The following is an 18,937-nucleotide window of genomic DNA, read 5'->3' on the forward strand; positions in this document are numbered from 1 at the left end:
GTCCGACAGGACTCCATTTTTTCCCTCCACCATCATTATGATACGGTCATCAATCGTGCATTCACTGAATTCTTGACACGGAAGATCAGTTCGTCGAAAACGCGAATGGCTATGACCATCTCTCTTCATCCCACAAATGTCGTTTATATTGAGCAGCTTCTCCAACAGTATCGGGACAATCCTTCTTCTCTTGAGCCAACATGGCGCGCTTTTTTTGATGGGATTGAATTTGCGCGCGAAAATGGAAAGGATCTCGGAGACAAACTTCTTTTTGAGTTCAATGTGTTTCAACTCATTCAGGCGTACCGAGAAATGGGATTTCTCATTGCCGATGTTAATCCACTCGACCGCACCCCAAAGTCTCATCCTCTTTTGACATTGGAACAATATCATCTCTCTCCCTTCGATCTCGATCGTCCCTGTGACGCAGGAAAACTTTTAGGTTTAGAAGCAGCCACCCTGGGCGATATTGTGGCACATTTACGAACCTCCTATTGCGGGCCGGCCACTGTAGAATTTAGTCATATTGGAGATCCAGAACGTCGACTCTGGATTCAACAGCGCATCGAATCACATGAGCTTCTTCAATCTACTGAAGCAACAACGAAAAAAAATATTCTTCATCTTCTGGTTCAGTCTGAAACATTTGACATGACGCTTCACAAACGTTTCGTGGGACAAAAACGTTTTTCCGGTGAAGGAAACGACGCCATGATTCCGATGTTGGCTGATCTTATCGAACAATCAGCACAGACACATACAGATGAAATCATTTTTGGCATGGCGCATCGAGGACGGCTCTCATTTTTAACCAATGTTCTCAAAAAAGATCTCAAAACTCTTTTTGCTGAATTCTTGGGAAATCTCGAAACAAATACAACTCCAGGCGATGGCGATGTGAAATATCATTTAGGTTTTTCAGGAGAAATCACAACTTCTTCTGGGAAGGAAGTTCACCTTTCACTTGTTCCAAACCCCAGTCACCTCGAAGCCATTAATGCTGTGGTCATGGGCATGGTCCGTGCAAAACAGCAATGCAAAGATGACAGCACACGGATGAAAACACTCGCGGTGTTGTTGCATGGAGATGCTTCCTTTGCAGGTCAAGGAAATGTCTATGAAACCCTGAACATGTCGGGCTTACGCGGCTATACGATTGGTGGCACCATTCACGTGATCATCAATAATCAAATTGGTTTTACCACAAACCCGAAAGATGCTCGATCAACTCCGAATACGACTGATATTGCCAAAATGCTTCAGACTCCCATCTTCCGGGTCAATGCGGACGAGCCGGAAATGGCAGTACGATGCATGCGGCTTGCACTCGAATATCGCAACCTTTTTCAGGATGATGTTTTTATCGATCTCATGGGCTACCGTCGCTATGGACACAATGAAGGAGATGAACCCTCTTTTACCCAACCTCTTCTCTCTGAAAAAATTAAACATCACCCTCGTGTGGCTGAAATCTATACCGCTCGACTTCTCGAAGAGGGAATCATCACCCAAGAAGAGGCGCAAGCCTTTCGTGAAAAACTTCAGACTTCCTATGAAACATTGATTGAAGAAGCAAAAAAAGCAAAAATTCCTCGCACCATGAGTGCGTTTGAAAAAACATGGCACGATTTTTCTCCTGTTCCTCAAACAGAAACTTTTTTTCAAACCATCGACACCGCAGTTGCCGAAAAAATTCTTCAGAAGATGGGAGATGAACTTTCAACCTCTCCAGAAAATTTTCAACCTCATCCAAAACTGATCCGTTTTTTTGAGGATCGAAAAGAGATGATCGACGGAAAACGCGGAATTGACTGGAGTTTAGGAGAAGCTTTGGCTTTTGGCTCTCTTCTTTGTGACAATTTCTCGATACGATTGTCGGGCCAAGATGTGGAACGAGGAACATTTTCGCATCGGCACTCTGTGCTTTATGACATCACCAATAATGAACGATATATTCCTCTCAATCATCTCTCTGAAAGAAAAAAAGATTATGAAGTGGTGAATAGTTTGCTTTCAGAATTTGCTGCCATGGGTTTTGAATTTGGTCAAAGTCTTGCTGATCCTTACAAACTCACCCTTTGGGAAGCACAGTTCGGTGATTTCTTTAATGGCGCCCAAGTGATCGTCGATCAATTCTTGGTAAGTTCAGCCATTAAGTGGCAACGCTCGAGTGGACTCGTTCTCCTGCTCCCTCATGGCTACGAAGGGATGGGGCCGGAGCATTCATCGGCACGACTGGAACGATTTTTACAGGCATGTGCGCAACAGAATATTCAAGTCTGCAATGTCAGTACACCTGCACAATACTTTCATCTGTTGCGTCGTCAAATGCTTCGATCCTTTCGTCTTCCCCTTGTCATCATGTCGCCGAAAAGCCTTCTTCGACATCCACGTGCAACTTCATCGATGGCTGAACTTACCACCGGAACCTTTTGCGAAATACTCGACGAAACGATGCTCAAGTCATCAAAAGAGATGAAACGTCTCATTCTTTGCAGCGGTAAAATTTATTACGAACTCTTGGCAGAGCGCGAAGCACAAAAAATAATGAATGTTCCGCTCATTCGTATTGAACAATTTTATCCTTTTCATGCGAAATATTTACAAACGATTTTTCAACGATATCCAAAAATAAAAGAAATCGTCTGGTGTCAGGAAGAAGCGCAAAACATGGGAGGTTGGCATTTCATGAAAAATCAGCTTGTGCCACTTCTTGACCAGAAGGTGAAGCTTCAGTATGTCGGTCGTCCACCGCAAGCAAGTGTTTCGGGTGGTTATCTGCATGTTCACGAAGCAGAACAAAAACGAATCGTCACCACCGCATTCAGCGATCTTGAAGGAGCACTATGATTCATCCTGTGAAAGTACCAAGTGCTGGCGAATCCGTAACAGAAGCGTTCATTGGCGAATGGAAAGTCCATAATGGTGATGTCGTCAAAAAAGGCCAGGTGATTGTCGATCTTGAAAGTCAAAAAGCAACGTTTGAACTGGAAGCTGAATCAACAGGACGCATTGAGATCAAACGTCCAACTGAAGGCGATCGCGTTACAATTGGCGAAGTCATCGCAACGATTGATGATGCCAATGGAAAATCTGTAGGGGCGCATGGCCATGCGCCTGAGGGCGAACGCCGTTCGCCCCTACAGCAACAAACATTCATGCAAACATCCCAGAAAACTTCTTCTTCGCAAGTTGGTCCTGCTGCACGACGACGTGGAGCTGAAGTTATAGAGGTACCGGGCTCTGCGCCCGAGGGCGAACGCCGTTCGCCCCTACCTGCAACCCCATCTGTACAACCGATAAAATATACGCTCGATACAGCACGCGGTGAGCGAGCTGAAAAAGCATCACGCATTCGAAAACAGATCGCGCAAAATTTAGTTACAGCTCAACATACTGCTGCGATTCTCACGACCTTTAATGAAGTCGACATGTCAGCAATCACTGAACTTCGAAAAAAGTATAAAGATTCCATCCTCAAAAAACATGGTGTGAAAATCGGAATGGTTGGACCTTTTGCGATGGCCGCAAAACGAGCTCTCCTCAAATATCCTCTCGTGAATTCAACTTTTACGGGCGAAGAAATTATCAAGCGCGATTTCATCGATCTCTCGATTGCTGTCAGCACTGAAAAAGGACTTGTGGTTCCCGTCATAAAAGACCTGCAAGGTCTCGATTGGATCGGATTTGAAAAAAAATTAACTGAACTCGCCACCAAAGCACGAGATGGAAAACTCTCCATTCCAGAGATGACCGGCGGAACGTTTACGATTACGAACGGCGGCGTGTTTGGTTCTCTCTTAGCCACTCCACTTCTCAATATGCCGCAAAGTGCGATTTTAGGCCTTCATAAAATCGAAGATCGTCCCGTTGCTCTCGAAGGAAAAGTGGTGGTACGTCCGATGATGTATATTGCTCTTTCGTATGATCACCGTCTGTTAGATGGAAAAGATGCCATTGAATTTATCGTCTCGATAAAAGAAGCAATCGAAAATCCGAGTTTGATCATTGATGAATCAATATTGAAATGAAGAGGAGTTTGCTCGCAGGGCGACTATAAGCGAATATGAAGCGGAGTGTATAAGGAGTTTAAAATTGTATTGGTGTCACCATTTGGAGGCTGACGCGAGGAAGACATCCAAATGGAAAAGACACCAAACAATTTTGGACGACGAGTAACGTAGCGAAATGCGCGGAGCACGAGAGTAAACTCCTCTTCATTTAAAAGGAATGCGAAATGACAGAACAAACATTTGATCTTATCGTTATTGGCGCTGGCCCTGCTGGCTATGTCGCTTCCATTCGCGCTGCGCAACTCGGAATAAATGTGGCGTGTGTTGAAAAAGAATATTTGGGTGGCACCTGTTTAAATGTTGGTTGTATTCCCAGCAAAGCACTTCTTGAGTCGAGTGAACTCTACTTCCAAGCCAAACACGGCATGAAAGACCATGGCATCAATGTCGGCGATCTCACCATCGATCTGCAAAAATTTATGGATCGCAAAAACCAGATCGTCAGCAAATTCACCTCCAACATCGGTATGCTCTTCAAAAAAAAGAAAGTAACGAGCATCAAGGGAAGAGCCAAGTTTACGAGCACCACAACACTTGAAGTGACGAGTTCTGAAGGAACGAAAACAGTTTCGGCGAAGAATATCCTCATCGCAACGGGAAGTGCCCCTGTCGCTATTCCTAACGTTCCCTTTGATGGAAAAAGAATTATCGATTCCACGGGAGCACTTGCGCTGACGGAAATTCCAAACGAATTAATTGTTATTGGTGGCGGTTACATTGGACTCGAAATGGGATCTGTTTACATGCGTCTTGGAAGCAAAGTGACCGTAATCGAAGCACTCGATCGACTTGTTCCTGCGATGGATAATGACATCAGCAGCGGTTTACAAAAAGTTCTCACGAAACAAGGAATGGAATTTAAACTCTCCACCAAAGTACAGAAAGCGTCGGTTATCGGCAATCGTGTTGAGGTGACGACACTCGATCCGCAGGGGAATAGTACCGCCATTACCGCTGATTACGTTCTTGTCGCTGTTGGCCGTCGTCCGTATACTGACGGCCTCAACCTCAATGCTGCAAATATCACAACAGATGAAAAGGGACGCGTCAGCGTCAACGAAAATTGGCAGACATCAACACCGAATATTTATGCGGTCGGCGATGTGATTGCAGGTCCCATGCTCGCGCACAAAGCTTCAGAAGAGGGGACTGCGTGTGTTGAGCGTATTGCAAACCATAACGCTTTTGTAAATTACGACACCATTCCGGGTGTTATTTATACCTGGCCAGAAGCAGCATCTGTCGGCATCACCGAAGAACAGGCGAAACAACAAAACATCAATTACAAAGTTTCAAAATTTCCGTTTATGGCCAATGGCCGCGCGATTTCGATGAACGAAAAGGACGGCTTTGTAAAATTGATTGCGAGCAAAGATGACGATCGCATCTTAGGCGCGCACATTTTAGGTCCGCGCGCTTCTGACATGATCGCCGAAATCGTCCTCGGTATGGAGTTTTCAACAACCGCCGCCGACATTGCTCTCACCATCCACGCCCATCCCACTCTTTCCGAAGCGGTTAAAGAAGCTGCCCTCGGCCTCGGCACCGGCATGATTCATTTGTAAGCCTAAACACCCTTCTTTTCGAACAATTTGCCTGCTAAAATAATAGTGGTAATAATAGATGTAATATGTGACATTTTTACTGAAGTCTGTGGAGGAAAGGCTCATGACAAAATGGTATACATTAGCTCTGATCAATCCCTACTATCAAGATAACCATAATCTTTTCCAATCAGACATTTCTTTTGATGATGTGCTTATAACAAAAAAACCAACGTGGATCGATCGTGAGGATATCAAAAACAAGTTTGGTTTAAACCAAAGACGTATCATTGAAAACGCGGAGCTTTGTTTTATGACAGAATATAAAGCAAAATCTCTTGGAGAGCCCGATCCTTTGTGGAAAGGAAAAAAGCAGCGATCAAAACAAGATTTGCATGTTGAAAAGATCATGTTCTGTAACCAGGCACTGTGGCTATCTCAACCGACCTCTTTGAACTTTCAGGTTCTTCTCCACATTGAAAAAAGAAATGGAAAACATACCGGAAGAGAATTCTCAACTTTTCCAGCTGCTCTTCCTCATAGCGAAGATAGTGAAAGTCTGATTCATCAAAAAAATATTCAGGAAGCTCAAACTCTTTTCAGTAAGATTTGCTCTTTACACCGTAAGGGTTCCACATGGATTGCTTTGCATAATCTTTGGTCCGCACTTTCAGCTCCTCAAGGTCAATGGCTCATGAGATATTTGTTGCTGTGGATCGCTCTTGAAGCACTTTTTGGATCTGATATCGAGATTACACATCGACTTTCCGAAAGAATTTCCTTTTTCATTGCCGATGATCGTTTTCAAGCGAAGGATTTGTATGAAAGATCTAAGTATTGTTATCGCTGGCGCTCTAAAATTGTTCACGGTAACGGAATGGATAAGCTTACACCAAATGATTCAGAGAAAATCATGTATGACTCTGAAGATTTGGTCAGAACTGCTTTGAAGAAAATTCTTTTGAATGATGACCTGATAAATACGTTTAGCGGAAATGGACGAGAAAAATGTCTCGACGAACTGATTTTTGCTTAAAAATATTAACTATGAAAACTCTCCAACAATTCGAAAATGAACTCAGAGAAGTACCGGCATCTGCCGCATGGTATATTGGCGACCTTGGAGAAGCACGCGGTAAGCAAGAACTCTTCACACGGCAATCTCAACAGAGACTCAAGGTCCTACGTCAGCATGCGTTGATTGAAAGTGCGGTCTCGTCCAATCGGATCGAAGGAGTAACGGTTGATCAAGATCGTGTAAAAGCCGTGATTCTAGGCCGCTCAGCTCTGCACGATAGAGATGAAGAGGAGATACGGGGATATCGCAATGCACTTAAGTGGATTCACGAAAAGAAGCCAATGATTACGGAAAAAACGATCAAAGAACTTCATCATCTCGCTCGGGGAAAAATTGGAGACGCTGGGCAATACAAAACAAAGGACAGTGATATTATCGAACGCCACACAGATGGTACATATACTGTTCGCTTCAAAACCGCTTCTGCAAAAGAGACATCCAAAAATATGAAGGAGCTTGTTTCGTTGTGGCAAGATCATCTCAAAAATAAAGCTATTCATCCACTTGTCATTTTGGCGGGATTTAATCTCGATTTTCTTTGCGTACATCCCTTGCGCGATGGCAATGGTCGTGTGTCGCGATTGCTGCTTCTGCTTCAGCTTTATCATCTGGGTTATGAAGTTGGACGGTACATTAGTCTTGAACGACTGATCGAAGAAAACAAAGAACGTTACTACGAAACCTTGAAGCTCAGCTCACAGGGTTGGCATGAGGGAAAGCATGATCCGTGGCACTACATCAACTTTTTACTATTCATTCTCAAAGAAGCCTACAAGGAATTTGAAAAAAGAGCCGGACAAATCAAAGAACCTAAAGGAGCCAAAACAGAATTGATTGAAGCGGCAATTCGATCACTGGGAAATGGATTCACGGTTTCGGATCTAGAAAAATCCTGCCCTACTGTCAGTCGTGACATGATTCGCCGTGTGCTCCACAATTTGAAGAAAGCAAAAAAGGTTGAATGCCTTGCACGGGGCCCAGGGGCCACCTGGAAGCAAAAAGGGTAATACACATTAATAAGTGTAATAATAAGTGTAATGTATATAGGAATTTGTAGCGTTTTGTTTACGTTGTCTAAACCTCTCACTACAGAATCATGATTGAATTTTCGCCTGTAAAATTCTAGTATTATGGCTCTCAAAATTTTGATTCGTGTAGACCTAAATCTATGACTAAAGAAATTGAAAAAAACCAAACTTTGCCAACGCAAGAAAAGTTTTTTTCTACCGAGAAACTACGTCGGTCAGCGCGAGCGGGGACAAATCTACCTGACCCCACGATGGCACCCTATGGGTATGATGCCAAACAGCACTACGGCCATCTCTTTCCCAAGTTGGAATTGCCGCGATTGTTTCCGCCGGCGTCGCATCATCCCGATGACCACGTTAGCTTTGGCTCGCCAAGTATGGAACCCCATCAGCTTTATCTGGGGGACAACCTCTATGTTCTGCGCCAGTTGCCCACTGAATCAATCGACCTGATTTACATCGACCCGCCCTTCTTTTCCAATCGGACCTACACCCAAATCTGGGGTGACGACAATGAAGTGCGTTCTTTCACCGATATTTTTCAGGATGGGATGTTTTCTTATCTCGCTTGGCTGAATGCCCGATTGTGGGAAATGAAGCGGGTACTCAAGTCTACCGGTTCCATTTACGTTCATTGCGATTGGCATGCAGCTCATTACATCAAGTGTGAACTCGATAAAATTTTCGGCTATGACAATCTTCGGAACGAGATTATCTGGTGTTACCAAAATGGCGGCAAAGGAAAGGAAAATTTTGCCCGCAAGCATGATATAATTTTTTGGTACTCAAAAACGCAACAATGGATTTTTAACGAAGCCGACGTTCATATACCCTATGAATTAATTTCGCCTAATTCTGTAACGCCATTTAATCTGAAAGACGGACAAGGTAGACGCTATCGGGAGAGAATCTCAAATGGGAAGAAGTATGTCTACTATGAAGATAATGGGAAAATTCCCAACGATTGGTGGTTAGATGTACAGCCGTTGACTGGGCGTCATGGGTGGGATGAGAGATTAGGGTATCCTACACAAAAACCGGAATCTTTACTTGAAAGAATCGTTAAGGCGTCTTCAACTTCCAACGGTATAGTCGCTGATTTTTTCATGGGTGGTGGCACAGCGGGATCTGTCGCTCTGAAATTGGATCGCCGTTTTATCGGCTGTGACATTTCTCGCGTTGCTGTCAGCGTTACCGCTAGCCGTTTAATTGATATCGCTGAAAATATTTCAGGCATAACAGTAACAAACAAAGCCCAGCCGACTCTACCAATGAAACAGGCAGACGTTGCCGATATTCGCGTGGGCTATGTGGGGAGCTACCCTCAAGATAAATTTCGCGGTATCTCCCATGAGGAATTTTCAAAATTCATCCGCACTGTATACCAGGCCATGCCCTTTACGGGTCAGGCTCAATGGATTCATGGCTTGGCCAACAACAAAATTATCCTTTCCATTGGCCCGGGCGACCCCAATGAACGGGTGACGCTTACACAAGTGGATGGCGCCGTCAAAGACACGGTCAAACAGTATTCTCGACAATTCGCCGAGGGAGAAGACAAAATTCTTCAGATTATCGGGTGGTCTTTTGATCCTCAGTGTGAAGGTTGGAAGCGCAAGGCGGCAGAAACCCTCAACAGCAAGGGAGTCAAGTTACAAATCGATCTGATTTCTTTGGGGAGCGAGAGTTTCCGTCAGAAAATTTTCCGCAACGTTGGTGAAAGCAATCTTGATCTCAAATTCAATCGTCTTAATCAACTCCTCTCATTCACCGGCGCGCCCTATGCCGGAAAAATCACTGTCACCAGTAGGAACAAGTTGACCGTCTCTTTTGCTTTGGAAGGGGCAAGGGCTATCGGTGCGGGCGCCAAGCTGATCAACTGTCAGTGGGATTTTTCCTATGACAACAACCGCTTTGCCAGTCGGGAACATGCTTTGAACCGGGACGGAAAGAATGGAGATTTTATCGCTATCCTGACAACGGATCACACGTTTCCAAAGTCAGGAACGTACAGCATTGCGGCGAGGGTACAGGACAATCTCGACGGACAAGCCACAGTTGCCGCCCGAATCGAAGTGAGTGAAACCGATTGCAGGATTATTGAAGAGAAGATCGTGAATGTATGATGGTATCAAAAGGAAACAAAATGGAAGGACTCAAACCTCAAGATTGGAAGGATTTACTAAGCGGGGTACGCAATCTTATTATTTCAGCCAGGCGAGCCGCCTCGCGAAGCATTGACACTCTTCAGGTGTTCACCAGCTTTGAGATCGGACGCCGTGTTGTCGAACATGAACAACTCGGAGAAAAGCGAGCCACTTATGGAAAACACGTGCTTACAAGACTTTCAGAGAGCCTAACTCGTGAGTTCGGGCGCGGATTTTCAGAGGACAATCTCTCAAATATGCGGCGTTTTTATCTTGAATATCGGAAATGCTTGCCGAAGATTTCCGAGAAGCCTTCTCGGAAATCCATTTCCGCGCCAGGCCAGTCAATCTTATCGAATGTCAGCTCTGTTTTGAGCTGGTCCCATTACGTTTTTCTGATGACAATTTCAGACAAGGATGAACGACAATTCTATGAAATCGAATCTGCCCAAAACGGCTGGTCTCTGCCGGAACTCAAACGCCAGTTCAATTCCAGCCTTTATGAACGTCTGGCCTTAAGCCGGAACAAGAAAAAAGTCCTGGAGTTGGCCAAAAAGGGCCAATTGATAGAAACTTCCTCCGACCTGATCAAGCAACCCCTTGTGCTGGAATTTCTCGGCTTGGATGAAAAAAACAAATATGCGGAGTCGGATCTGGAATCCGCCATTATCGATAAACTGGAACATTTTCTGCTTGAGTTGGGCAAAGGCTTTCTTTTCGAAGCCCGGCAAAAACGTTTCACCTTTGACACCGATCACTTCTACGTTGACCTTGTATTTTATAATCGCCTTCTACGCTGCTACGTGCTCATCGATCTCAAGATCGGCAAACTCACCCACCAAGATTTGGGACAGATGCAGATGTACGTCAATTATTTCGACCGCTTTGTAAAAAGGGATGGCGAACATCCCACCATCGGCATCATTCTTTGCCGAACAAAAGGTAGTGCCTTGGTTGAAATCACGCTTCCTGAAAAAGCCAACATCTATGCGTCAGAATATAAACTCTACCTCCCATCGAAAAAAGATCTGAAAAGAAAACTTTTGGCATGGGCCGCAGAGGAAGAATAATTCATGATTACCGAAGAAGAATTACAATGGCGACTCTGGACGGAGACGCCCCAGTTCCCAAATCTGAATGACCATCAAAGACTGGTGGCTCAAAGGTTTTTCGAGCGCCTTAGCGGACAGGATTTCTTCAAACCACTTTATCGTCATCAATGGGAGGCGATTGCACGTGTTATTCATAATGGTGAAGTACGAGGAAAGTGGGAATGCCTTCTCGATATTGTAACCGGAGGCGGTAAGACCGTCATCATGGCTGGTTTGATGTCGTACTTTTGGCAGGTTCGTAAGTGCGAAAAATTCCTGATTCTTGTTCCCAACACCATTGTTCGTGAACGGGTCAAAGACGACTTTGAGTTTAATAATCCAGCTAATGCATTCAAAGAATTCCCTTTTTTCTTCAACTCTTGCTCCAGGGTACCTGAACGCCTTGTGTGTAAAGTCCTGCGGGATGGAAGCGACGCCTCCGGCATCCGTGACGCCCATGTGATTGTCGCAAACATCCATCAACTTTACGAAGGCAAGGGTTCTCCTGCCCTTGAAGTGCTCCTTGCAGACAAGGTTACACCCGAACTCGTGATTTTTAATGATGAGGCGCATAACGCAGCGGCGGGAGAATATCGGGAAGTGTTAAAACTTTTGCGTCGAAAAACCGTTGCCCGGATTGACCTGACTGCAACCCCTTACCGCCTCGACAAGCAGGACCTCGATACCTATCCGCCGCTGTATGAATACCATGTGCAGGAAGCCATGCGCGATGGAGTGGTAAAACAGATCGTAGTGACCAGACCAGACATCCAGAGCGTCAAACTGCAATATGAAGAGTGGGACGAAAACAATCAGGTGATTCGCACGCTTGATGCCGAAGAAATGCCCTGGGAGCAGATCGAAAGTGAACTCAGGCGAAGCGGTGCCGTTCGTTTCGTCACGGCAGATAACGCCCGCAGACAACAGCTTCAAATTGCAAAAAGCTGTTTGGATTATCAGAAAAAATGTGTCCCTCGCGGAGTGGATGATAAGCCACAATGGGAACCGTTGATGCTGACAGTTGCACTCTCCCAAAAAGATGCTTTTAAAATTTATGAAACCCTTCAGAAAAAACCATTTGGCTATAAACCAGAAGAATTATTGCTTGTTCACAGCAAACAAGAAGAACTGCAGAACAGGAAAGCATTTTTGCTTGGACGTAAAGGTCCAGAGGGTTTGAATAAAGAAGATGAAGAGTTATGGCATGAGACACGAAAAGTACGGGTCATCATTGCTGTTTCTATGTTGCGTGAAGGTTGGGATGTTAGAAATATTGCCATTATTTGCCTTTTTCGCAAATTCAGTTTTCAGAAAAAGGGGGATCGGACTTATACAGTTTATGGCCCACAGATCATTGGTCGAGGCCTAAGACGAATCCGCCAGCCCAACGAACGGGATTTTCTGTTTGTCATCGATCATCCGGCTTTCAATCATGATTGGCTTTGGGAGATTCTTTCAGCTCACAAGTACGCCAAGCCACTGAATCCAGGCGACGCCGTGGAAGATTCTTGTATTGAAGACATCCCTCTGGAAAAGCCGAAAATAGAGGAATCGGAGGAGGCCAATAAGGAAGACAAGAAACCGGAATTGGATGTTGAAGATATACTCAATAGTCTCCCTTCCATTGATGGCAAGGGTGTTCATCCCATCGCCAATTGGCAAAAACATTTTCGAGAGTTTCCCCTAGCAAAAAAAATATCATCGGCCCTCCAAAGAATTACCAATATAAAAAGTCAAAAGCTGGGGGGCGATACAACTGCGCATGTCTTGCCTGAAGAAGAGATTAATATTGAGGAACTCAATGAAAGTGTGGCCGGTCAATACAAAGATAAAAAACGGGAAGACTTGATTCGGGAACTCCAAACAGACCTGCTCAACGAGCCTCATCATGCACTGATGCTTTGTTTCAAGATGGAGACCGCCGAGGAAACGCTTAAGTTGATGCAAGCGCTGGAATGGATTTTGACCGAACTTTTTGCCATTCAGGGGGTTAGTGGTTTGGGCGAATCTCCGGAGGCCCAATTGCGTAAACTGCATTTTTCCTTACCCCAGATTTTGGATGAGTTTCGGAAGCCGGAAATCGTCTTGGGCATTCTTGGTGAGGGGTCTGAAAAATGATTCAGTCGAAGAGAGGTATTCTTAAAGGACTCAAGAAAACTCCAAAAGGTGAATCTACTTATGACAGTCTTTTGGAGCGAGATTACATGTTTGAATTGGAAAATATGGGTGGCGTGGTTTCATGGACCAAGGACCACGGGATCCGAATTCCCTACAAAATCTTCGGGATCATTTCACGCCACTACTTGCCGGACTTCCTTGTCACCTATGCGGACGGGTCAAAGGAGATTCATGAAACCAAAGGTGCTGGCTTTCTCGCCTGGGTTTCCACGCACGCCAAACGGCATGCCGGTGATGCCTGGTGCCGCCAGCGCGGGATGGTTTACCGGTTTATTGAAAACTCCAAAGGGGCGCTGTTTGCGAAGAATAATAGCTTGTCTCAACTTGAGGGAAGTTCCTCCTTCAAGCAGAAAAAACAAGTCGGGTCATTTGAAGATTTGTGAATGTGACTAGAAATGCGGGCATGGAAATTATTTGAACAATTATTTTACTCCACCTAACGCGTCTTTCGGGGGGAGTCGTAATAGAAACCGCGCTCCGCCCCAACTCTTTATATTCACCTTCTTTACACCATTGTTAAATTGTTTAAAATTATTATTGCAATATCTGTAAGAATGGCTTACTCGTCACAAATGGCCACCAAAGGTGAAAAGAAAAGTGAGTTTCTGAGACACAAGAAAGAGATCGAAGAGACTTACAACCGTAAACTTGAAGCCCTGTATGAGCTTTATCCTGAGTTCAAAAATACCACATCTTCAATCAATGGCGGCAGTGTTAGCACAAGCTCTTATGGCAGCCTTAAAAAGGTTTTACATCAAGCCATAGATAGGCGCGAGGGTGAGTTTACTTCGCGTGATCTAAAAAAATGGATCTCCGAGATTGATGCATCTGTGGGGGCGGCGATGACACCTGCATCAGTTTCAAATGCGTTGGCGCGACTGAAGAAGGAGCAAAAAATAGAGCAAATTAAAAAGGGAGCAGGATCATCACCATCGATTTTTAAAAAGAAAAATTAAAGGCCAACCGCGCTAACGATTGGCCCTTAAATAGGGGACAGGAAAACCCGTCCACTTGTTCAATGCAAGTACACTTGTAGCGGTTCCCCTCCATTAAATCAAGAGCCCTTTCGTTTTCCTGTGGGTTCAATTTAAATAGGGAGGTTCTGAAATGAACTTAACTCAAGAACAGCTTAAACAAATTTGGTTTAAAGCTAAAAACGCAGGTGCAGAAAACGACCGGAATGGCTTTCGTAAAGACAAATACGGAGCTTGGATAAAATGGTCTGACTACGGCAACAGAAACAGTCAATATGGATGGGAAGTTGACCACATTATTGCCACCGCAAATGGTGGGTCTGACACTATGAGCAATCTTTGCCCACTGCATTGGAAAAACAACGCATCCAAAAGCGGCAGCAGATTCTTATAGCTTGAATGTTAATGGCCTTCAGAATAAAACGACGGTAGCTTGCAATGCCGTCGTTTTTATTTTGCAAGCAAACTGCTTGGGCGCCAGATATCAAGGATATTCCCTAGAGTGAGCATGATGAAACACTACATCACCGCCACTGACCTCTATAATTTCAAAAAATGCGCTTATTGGCCGTACATGGATGGCAATACGTTGATAAAAGCACTTTAAAATCAATTGGTTATAAATAAATAAGCTCTGCGAAATATATGATGTTTTCAGCAACACCATTGCGTATTTTTTAACTTCTGTTAGGCTCTCATGATGGTGGATTACACACGTATTCTTGACCTTCAAACTCCTCTCAAACGGAAAAGCCTTTTTCTTTTTGGGCCTCGCCAGACGGGGAAAACCTTTTATCTCAAGAAAACTTTTCCCAATATCCCTTTTTATAATTTGCTTGAGTCGAAAACATTTCTTCGGCTGAGTCAGCGCCCTCATTTACTCCGAGAAGAATTGATGGCAACTGCATCCGCGAATCCGCTGATTATTATAGATGAAATACAAAAACTTCCTCTTTTGCTTGATGAAGTTCATTCATTGATTGAGGAAAAGAAAATGAAGTTTATTTTAACGGGGAGCAGCGCGCGGAAGTTAAAAAGAGGTGGAGCCAATCTTTTGGGAGGTCGGGCAACAACGCTTCACCTCTATCCATTAGTTTCCGCTGAAATTCCCAATTTTGATTTGATCCGAGCTTTAAATTGGGGAACACTTCCTTCTCTTTACCCCTCTGACGACCCGGAAAACGATCTTCATGATTATGTCGGAAATTATCTCAAAGAAGAAATCCAGGCGGAGGGGTTGGCGCGAAACATCGGAAATTTCTCTCGTTTTCTCCAAACAGCATCACTCTGCAACGCGGAACAAACTCATTTTACAAATATTGGAAACGATGCCCAAATATCGCCTCGCACTGTAGCGGAATATTTCTCCATCTTGGAAGACACACTCATCGGATACATTTTAGAGCCCTATACAAAGACGAAAAAACGAAAGGCAGTTTCTACCGCGAAATTCTATTTTTTTGATTGCGGCGTTTGCAACGTTTTGGCCGGACGAAGAAACATCAGTCCAAAAACAGAACTGTTCGGAAAGTCGTTTGAGCAATTTATTTTTACAGAATTGAAAGCCTATCTTTCCTATAAGCGGGATTCCCGGCCGCTTACTTTTTGGAAATCCCAAATATCAGATTACGAAGTTGATTTTTTGATCGGAGATGAAATTGCCATTGAAGTAAAAGGTTCTGAATTGATTACAGAACGCCATTTAACGGGTATTAAGGCTCTTAAAGAAGAGTTGAAATTGAAAAAGAACATTATTGTTTCCATGGATGAAAAACCTCGAAAATTGGACGGCATTGATATTTTCCCCGTTTCTCATTTCCTTGAAATGTTATGGAGCGGAGAAATTGTCTAAACACTACATCACCGCCACTGATCTCTATAATTTCAAGAAGTGCGCCTATCGACCATTTATGGATTTCAATGGGGATCTATCGTTGAAAGTCGACGTGCATCCGCTCGTGAAACTGCTGTGGGAATCGGGAGTGCAATATGAAGCAAAGGTCATTGAATCGTATCAGCGAGATCATTCCGAAAAATCGTTTCGTGCAATCGATCCTGAGAAGCCGGCATCCGAAGCTTTGGCCAAGGAAACGCTCAAAGCAATGCAAGATGGGATTGATATCATTTATCAAGGTGTTTTGATTTCAGGAAATAAACTCGGTCGTCCTGATCTGCTTCTGAAAACACCGGGATCTTCGTCGCTCGGCGCGCATCATTATTATCCGATGGATATTAAACTCACTCGCATTGATGCGACATGGGATGATGGCAATGAAAAGGTTCCCATAGAACAATTCTGGCAAATCTATTTTTATGGTGAACTTTTAGAGCACGTTCAAGGCAAGCGACCAGAGAAAGGTTATATCTATAAGACCAAGTCGCGCATTCTTCCGATTCCTCTTTATAAAGCTCCCAAGAATTACGAATGGTCAGTGAATCAATTAGAAAATTATCTTCAGGGAAATGCGTTCGGAGCAGAGCCAACGATCAACAGCAATTGCGGCTTATGCGACTGGAAAGATTCATGTCGAAGTTGGGCCGATGAAAAACAGGATATTTCACTCGTCTATTATGTTGGTCAGGCAATGAAACTCGGACTCAATCAACTCGGCATTCGTTCGATCGAAGATCTTGCGGCGCAAGATCCAGACTATTTGACGAGAAAAGTTATAGAACTGAAAAACCAAGGATTCTTTTGGAATGCAATGCCCGCCGATCTCCCTGCAAAATCTGTTGTGCGCGCGAAGATTCACCTGAGCAAAAAACCGGTCATCCATAACCCCATCACTTTTCCTGATGCTGAAAAAGAGATTCATTACGATATCGAAGATGACCCAACACAGGATTTTGTCTATTTGCACGGCGCCTTGCTTATCGAGAAAGGGAAAGAGCCAAAGTATTACGCCTTCTTTGCAGAACATCGCGATGAGGAACGCACCATCACCGAACACCTGTTTGATTTTTTCAATCAGCACCCGGATGCGACTGTGTATCACTACAGTGATTACGAAAAGACAACGCTTAAGCGACTCATCAGTAAGCATCAACTCGATTCGACATCGTATGAACGATTGTTCGGTAAAAATGGAACAGCAATCGATCTTTATAAAATTGTCACCGAGAATACTGACTGGCCGCTGACAAGCTATGGCGTCAAGGCGATCTGCAAGTTTTTGGGATTTCAGTGGGATGCCAGTGATGCTGGTGGCGCCGCATCGATTGTCTGGATGAATGAATATTTAAGCGGACATACAAGCATGAAAGAGAAAATACTCCGATATAATGAAGACGATTGTCGGGCGACCTCTTTTCTCAAAAACGAACTCATCAAAATGCAAAATCACACGAACGATGTGTAGCATTTTTTCACTTTCTGTACAGAATCACTCCACTTTCATTTTTGTAACTCACTGATTTTCAATAGCTAACACTGGCATTACTTTTGCTTTGTCTTTCTTTGACAATAAAAAGGAGGAGTGCCATGAGTGATCTCAGCTTGAACATACCTCCTAAGGAACATATATGCCCTGTAACGATGTGACAGACTCTTTAAAACTGACCCTTGATGAACACGACCACATTTTGAGCTATGAACTTTCAAAACGGACGTGTGGCGCCGAAGTTGGGGAGCTGTCGCTCATTTCTGATTGGATTAAAGAAAAAAAGATCAGCGAAATCCTTAGCACACCAGCAGAACACTTTTTGGAAGAATATCTTCCCCCAAAAGATGACATTGAAGAGTTTCTCTTCTTAAAACATTTCTTCTCGATTCAAAATGGTTTGCGATCTCTCTTAGGAGATGTCTCTGCAACGAACCAAGATGTCTGCACGGTGGACGGTGTCGAACAAGATGGAAATCTCACCCACCTTATGGCTTCGCTCAAAGTCGATTTGATCACGAAGGAAATCAAGTCCTGCGCCGGTTGCGCTTGCACGAAAAAACGAGATGAGCGAAGAGCCAAAAGAGGTTTTTAGCATATCCCATCTTTTTGTTTGACATATAAAACACTTGCTCTATAAGCAGGCGCATTATGTCACAAACCACGACCTGGAAACTCTTTGAAGAGAATGCCCTCACCCACAGTGCGGCTCATTATTTGATGACGGTTCATGAACTTATCGAAGAGCAAGGTTATGCGCGCGTGACCGATATTGCCAAAGCGCTCAATATTACCCGTGGAAGTTGTTCGATCAGTTTAAAGCCTCTCAAAAAACGTGGCCTCATTCGTGAAGATCAAAATAAATTTCTCTCACTTTCAGAAGAAGGACTTCGCCTCACAAAGCTGATCGAAAAAAATGATGAACTTCTGGAAACTTTTTTCCGGGATGTGCTGAGTGTAGAAATTGATCAAGCGGAAATCGATGCCTGCAAAATCGAACATCTTATCAGCATTGAAACAAGCGTGAAACTCGCGCACTTCATTTCTTTTCTCAAAAGCGATCACGAAGCCGTACGCAATTTCATGATGGAACTCAAAAAATTTCCGGCGTGCCAAACATTACTTCCTGTCACGCCAAAGAAAGGGACGCAGTCCCGAAGGGGGAAACAATGGAACTAGTTTCACTTGCAACGATTCAACCTGGGCAAAAAGGAACCATTAAACAAATTACCGGGGAAGGACTTTTCTTTACGCGACTTCGGGAACTCGGCATGCGCCCTGAAACAGCCATCGCCGTTGTCCGTCGCGCTCCTTTCGGCGGCGCTCTTCATGTTCGTCTTGGAGATCAAAATAATATTGCGGTATCGATACAAGAAGCATCCCAGATTTTATTAGCCATCATTTAATATTTGTTTGTACCGCTCATCCTGAGCCTGTCGAAGGA

General features: G+C 44.2%; 16 protein-coding genes. All 16 read left to right on the forward strand.

Annotated features, from left to right (window positions below):
* Positions 1-111: 111 nt before the first annotated feature.
* The 16 genes from A3C46_04945 (at position 112) to A3C46_05020 (ending at position 18,899) form a co-directional block, all read left to right on the forward strand.
* Positions 112-2,850: a 2-oxoglutarate dehydrogenase E1 component gene (locus A3C46_04945; GenBank protein ID OGQ22930.1), complete on the forward strand. Its 2,739-nt coding sequence runs from the start codon at positions 112-114 to the stop codon at positions 2,848-2,850.
* The gene (locus A3C46_04950) at positions 2,847-4,031 is read left to right on the forward strand and encodes a hypothetical protein (protein ID OGQ22804.1); all 1,185 of its coding nucleotides are present in this window, start codon (positions 2,847-2,849) and stop codon (positions 4,029-4,031) included. The genes A3C46_04945 and A3C46_04950 overlap by 4 nt, the downstream gene beginning before the upstream one ends.
* 206 nt (positions 4,032-4,237) lie before the next feature.
* Complete coding sequence (locus tag A3C46_04955) at positions 4,238-5,638, forward strand: dihydrolipoyl dehydrogenase (GenBank protein ID OGQ22805.1); 1,401 nt, start codon at positions 4,238-4,240, stop codon at positions 5,636-5,638.
* Positions 5,639-5,741: 103 nt separating this feature from the next.
* Positions 5,742-6,653: a hypothetical protein gene (locus A3C46_04960; protein OGQ22806.1), complete on the forward strand. Its 912-nt coding sequence runs from the start codon at positions 5,742-5,744 to the stop codon at positions 6,651-6,653.
* Positions 6,654-6,664: 11 nt separating this feature from the next.
* Positions 6,665-7,702, forward strand: a complete 1,038-nt coding sequence (locus A3C46_04965; GenBank protein ID OGQ22807.1) for a cell filamentation protein Fic — start codon at positions 6,665-6,667, stop codon at positions 7,700-7,702.
* Positions 7,703-7,863: 161 nt separating this feature from the next.
* On the forward strand, positions 7,864-9,849 hold the full coding sequence (locus tag A3C46_04970; protein ID OGQ22808.1) for a hypothetical protein: 1,986 nt from the start codon (positions 7,864-7,866) through the stop codon (positions 9,847-9,849).
* Entirely contained in the window at positions 9,849-10,940 is a 1,092-nt protein-coding gene (locus A3C46_04975) for a hypothetical protein (GenBank protein OGQ22931.1), read from the forward strand. Before A3C46_04970 ends, A3C46_04975 begins: the two co-directional genes overlap by 1 nt.
* Before the next feature lie 3 nt (positions 10,941-10,943).
* On the forward strand, positions 10,944-13,079 hold the full coding sequence (locus tag A3C46_04980; protein OGQ22809.1) for a hypothetical protein: 2,136 nt from the start codon (positions 10,944-10,946) through the stop codon (positions 13,077-13,079).
* Positions 13,076-13,522 carry a hypothetical protein gene (locus A3C46_04985; protein ID OGQ22810.1) on the forward strand — a complete coding sequence of 149 codons (447 nt, stop codon included), beginning with the start codon at positions 13,076-13,078 and terminating at the stop codon, positions 13,520-13,522. The genes A3C46_04980 and A3C46_04985 overlap by 4 nt, the downstream gene beginning before the upstream one ends.
* A gap of 189 nt (positions 13,523-13,711) precedes the next feature.
* On the forward strand, positions 13,712-14,095 hold the full coding sequence (locus A3C46_04990; protein ID OGQ22811.1) for a hypothetical protein: 384 nt from the start codon (positions 13,712-13,714) through the stop codon (positions 14,093-14,095).
* Positions 14,096-14,246: 151 nt separating this feature from the next.
* On the forward strand, positions 14,247-14,507 hold the full coding sequence (locus tag A3C46_04995; protein ID OGQ22812.1) for a hypothetical protein: 261 nt from the start codon (positions 14,247-14,249) through the stop codon (positions 14,505-14,507).
* Positions 14,508-14,813: 306 nt separating this feature from the next.
* Entirely contained in the window at positions 14,814-15,965 is a 1,152-nt protein-coding gene (locus tag A3C46_05000) for a hypothetical protein (protein ID OGQ22932.1), read from the forward strand.
* Positions 15,966-16,023: 58 nt separating this feature from the next.
* Positions 16,024-17,472, forward strand: coding sequence for a hypothetical protein (locus A3C46_05005; GenBank protein ID OGQ22813.1), 1,449 nt, complete (start codon positions 16,024-16,026; stop codon positions 17,470-17,472).
* A gap of 163 nt (positions 17,473-17,635) precedes the next feature.
* On the forward strand, positions 17,636-18,088 hold the full coding sequence (locus tag A3C46_05010) for a hypothetical protein (GenBank protein ID OGQ22814.1): 453 nt from the start codon (positions 17,636-17,638) through the stop codon (positions 18,086-18,088).
* A 56-nt stretch (positions 18,089-18,144) separates the two neighbouring features.
* Positions 18,145-18,672 carry a hypothetical protein gene (locus A3C46_05015; GenBank protein ID OGQ22815.1) on the forward strand — a complete coding sequence of 176 codons (528 nt, stop codon included), beginning with the start codon at positions 18,145-18,147 and terminating at the stop codon, positions 18,670-18,672.
* On the forward strand, positions 18,663-18,899 hold the full coding sequence (locus tag A3C46_05020; protein OGQ22816.1) for a hypothetical protein: 237 nt from the start codon (positions 18,663-18,665) through the stop codon (positions 18,897-18,899). Before A3C46_05015 ends, A3C46_05020 begins: the two co-directional genes overlap by 10 nt.
* Positions 18,900-18,937 lie beyond the last annotated feature (38 nt).

This window comes from Deltaproteobacteria bacterium RIFCSPHIGHO2_02_FULL_44_16, assembly GCA_001798185.1.
GTDB lineage: Bacteria > UBA10199 > UBA10199 > 2-02-FULL-44-16 > 2-02-FULL-44-16 > 2-02-FULL-44-16.

Coding starts and splice junctions, on each gene's coding strand:
- A3C46_04985 (OGQ22810.1), top strand. CDS start 13,076: ATGATTCAGTCGAAGAGAGGTATTCTTAAAGGACTCAAGAAAACTCCA.
- A3C46_04980 (OGQ22809.1), top strand. CDS start 10,944: ATGATTACCGAAGAAGAATTACAATGGCGACTCTGGACGGAGACGCCC.
- A3C46_04960 (OGQ22806.1), top strand. CDS start 5,742: ATGACAAAATGGTATACATTAGCTCTGATCAATCCCTACTATCAAGAT.
- A3C46_04995 (OGQ22812.1), top strand. CDS start 14,247: ATGAACTTAACTCAAGAACAGCTTAAACAAATTTGGTTTAAAGCTAAA.
- A3C46_04975 (OGQ22931.1), top strand. CDS start 9,849: ATGGTATCAAAAGGAAACAAAATGGAAGGACTCAAACCTCAAGATTGG.
- A3C46_04990 (OGQ22811.1), top strand. CDS start 13,712: ATGGCCACCAAAGGTGAAAAGAAAAGTGAGTTTCTGAGACACAAGAAA.
- A3C46_04965 (OGQ22807.1), top strand. CDS start 6,665: ATGAAAACTCTCCAACAATTCGAAAATGAACTCAGAGAAGTACCGGCA.
- A3C46_05010 (OGQ22814.1), top strand. CDS start 17,636: ATGCCCTGTAACGATGTGACAGACTCTTTAAAACTGACCCTTGATGAA.
- A3C46_04945 (OGQ22930.1), top strand. CDS start 112: ATGACCATCTCTCTTCATCCCACAAATGTCGTTTATATTGAGCAGCTT.
- A3C46_04970 (OGQ22808.1), top strand. CDS start 7,864: ATGACTAAAGAAATTGAAAAAAACCAAACTTTGCCAACGCAAGAAAAG.
- A3C46_05020 (OGQ22816.1), top strand. CDS start 18,663: ATGGAACTAGTTTCACTTGCAACGATTCAACCTGGGCAAAAAGGAACC.
- A3C46_05005 (OGQ22813.1), top strand. CDS start 16,024: ATGGATTTCAATGGGGATCTATCGTTGAAAGTCGACGTGCATCCGCTC.
- A3C46_04950 (OGQ22804.1), top strand. CDS start 2,847: ATGATTCATCCTGTGAAAGTACCAAGTGCTGGCGAATCCGTAACAGAA.
- A3C46_04955 (OGQ22805.1), top strand. CDS start 4,238: ATGACAGAACAAACATTTGATCTTATCGTTATTGGCGCTGGCCCTGCT.
- A3C46_05000 (OGQ22932.1), top strand. CDS start 14,814: ATGGTGGATTACACACGTATTCTTGACCTTCAAACTCCTCTCAAACGG.
- A3C46_05015 (OGQ22815.1), top strand. CDS start 18,145: ATGTCACAAACCACGACCTGGAAACTCTTTGAAGAGAATGCCCTCACC.